The following is a 2,791-nucleotide window of genomic DNA, read 5'->3' on the forward strand; positions in this document are numbered from 1 at the left end:
AATTCACAAGATTCGTCGGGGTTGGTGAAGCCCGTTGACAAGACGGCACCCTGGCCCCGATCGGCTGCTCGGGGCCAGGGCGCTGTCTTTTATCCGGCGTTCCTACTTTTCCCTCTGGGTGGAGAGTGGGTAGGGGGGACCGGAGGCTTCACGGGGCTTGGCTGAAGGAGGCACAGGCCGTGAAGGCCTCGGTTTTTTCAACGAGGGGTCCCGGGCGGGGTTTCACCTCGTTAGGCCGTTCGTGGGCCTCCGGTGCTCGACGGGGTGGTTACCGGTAGTCCGAGCCGATGTTGGTGGAGTGGTCGGTGGCGGTGCACTGGGTGGTGCTGCGGCTGTTGGTGGTGGTGAGGGTGAGGTTGTTGGGGTTGGCGCAGTTGTTGTTCTGTCGGCCTTCTTGGGCGGTGTTCTGCTGGAAGAGGTCGGCTGTGGCGCCGCCGCCGGTGGCGCGGGCTCCTCCGCCGACGGTTTTGGTGTGGAGGTTGGCGGAGCCGTCGACCGTCTTGCAGCGCACTGTCGACCGGCTGTCGGTCAGGGTGATGTCCTCGTCGGGGAAGTTGGGGTTGGCGCAGTTGTTGTTCTGTCGGCCTTCTTGGGCGGTGTTCTGCTGGAAGAGGTCGGCTGTGGCGCCGCCGCCGGTGGCGCGGGCTCCTCCGCCGACGGTTTTGGTGTGGAGGTTGGCGGAGCCGTCGACCGTCTTGCAGCGCACTGTCGACCGGCTGTCGGTCAGGGTGATGTCCTCGTCGGGGAAGTTGGGGTTGGCGCAGTTGTTGTTCTGTCGGCCTTCTTGGGCGGTGTTCTGCTGGTTGATATCTGCGCCGGTGCTGGAGCCGCCTTCGGCTCGGGCACCGCCGCCCTTGGTGAAGGTCTTGTGGTTGAAGGAGAAGTCCTTGTTTCCGCACCGGCCTTCCACCCGGCCCCCGGTCACATCGAGGGGCGCGTCGTTGTTGCGGCTGTTGCAGTGGTTGTTCTGCCGGCCTTCTTGGGCGATGTTCTGCTGGGCCACATCCGTGCTTGCGCTGCCGCCTTCGGCTCGGGCGCCGCCGCCCTTGATCCACGTGTGTTTGCTGAAGGAGGCGTCCTTGTTCCCGCAACGGCTCTCCACCCGGCCACCGGTCACGTCGAGGTCACCAAGGTCCTCGTTGCTGTTGTTGCAGTTGTTGTTCTGCCGGCCTTCTTGGGCGATGTTCTGGGTGGTCACGGCCGTTGTTGTGCTGGAGCCTCCTTCGGAGCGTGCGCCGCCGCCCTTGATCCACGTGTGTTTGCTGAGGGAGTGGTCCTTGTTCCCGCAACGGCTGGTCTCACGGCCACCATCGGTCACGTCGGTACTGGGCACGTTGAAGTTGTTGCAGTTGTTGTTCTGCCGGCCTTCCTGGGCGATGTTCTGCTGGTCCACGTCGCTGTCGGTGCTGGAGCCGCCTTTGGTGCGTGCGCCGCCGCCCTTGATCCACGTGTGTTTGCTGAGGGAGTGGTCCTTGTTCCCGCACCGGCTGGTCTCACGGCCCCCGGTCACGTTGAGGGCCAGGCTGTTGTGGGTGTTGCAGTTGTTGTTCTGCCGGCCTTCTTGGGCGATGTTCTGCTGGTCCACGCCGCTGGCGCTTGAGCCGCCTTCGGCGCGGGCGCCGCCGCCCTTGATACGGGTGTGCTTGGTGATGGAGAAGTCCTGCTGCGTACAGCGGCTCTCCACCCGCCCGCCGTCTACGTCGATGTCCTGGTTTTGGTTAGGGCTGTTGCAGTTGTTGTTCTGCCGGCCTTCCTGGGCGATGTTCTGCTGCTCCACGCTGCTTTCGCTGCTGGAGCCGCCTTCGGCGCGGGCGCCGCCGCCCTTGATACGGGTGTGCTTGGTGATGGAGAAGTCCTGCTGCGTACAGCGTTCCTCCAACTGCCCCGGGTCCACCGTGATGTCAAGAGTGTTGGGGTTGCTGCAGTTGTTGTTCTGCCGGCCTTCTTGGGCCACGTTCTGCTGCTGCAAGGTGGAGGTTGTGCTGGAGCCGCCTTCGGCTCGGGCGCCACCGCCCTTGACCCACGTGTGCTTACTGAACGAGCCGTCCTTGTTCCCGCACCGCGCTTCCGCCCGGCCCTCCGTCACCGTGAGGCCCGAGTCGCCGTTGGCGTTGCGGCAGTTGTTGTTCTGCCGGCCTTCCTGCGCCACGTTCTGCTGGGTCACGGTGTCGCCTGTGCTGGAGCCGCCTTTGGCGCGGGCGCCACCGCCCTTGACGAACGTGTGCTTGCTGAAGGAGAAGTCCTTGCCTGTGCAGCGGCCCTTCACCTGGCTGTTGTCCAGCGTGATGGGCGAGTTGTTGGGGTTGTTGCAGTTGTTGTTCTGTCTGCCGCGCTGGGCGGTGTTCTGCTGAATCAGGGTTGCGGTCGATGCGCCGCCTTGGGCGTGGGCGGGGCCGTTGTGGATACGGGAGAACGCGGTCAGAGAACCGTCGGTGGTCACGCACCGGCCTGTTGCCCGGCTGTCGGTGAGCGAGATCGTCTGATCCTCTGTGTTGGGGTTGTTGCAGTTGTTGTTCTGCCGGGCGGACTGCGCAGTGTTCTGCTGGAAGAGGCTTGCTTCCTCCCCGGTGGCCGATCCTCCCTCCGCCCGCGCCTTCGCCCTCCCCCCGTGGGCGGGGCGGTGGCCCTTGCCGGCGGCCTTCGTCTTCGCCTTCCCACCTCCGTGGGTGGGGCCGGTCTCGGCGTGTGCCGCCCCGGTTCCTGCTACGCCCCATCCGCTGACTGCCAGGACCAGCATGGTGGCTGTCGCGATCTTGTGTGCCCGCACCTGGGTGCCTCCCTTGCGCCTATG

General features: G+C 65.3%; 1 protein-coding gene. It reads right to left on the reverse strand.

Annotated features, from left to right (window positions below; genetic code table 11):
- Positions 1-268 precede the first annotated feature (268 nt).
- Positions 269-2,791: hypothetical protein (locus tag AB0M26_RS31735; RefSeq protein ID WP_365266462.1), on the reverse strand; the 2,523-nt coding region annotated here is incomplete at its 5' end.

The organism is Streptomyces sp. NPDC051776 (genome assembly GCF_040681345.1).
GTDB lineage: Bacteria > Actinomycetota > Actinomycetes > Streptomycetales > Streptomycetaceae > Streptomyces.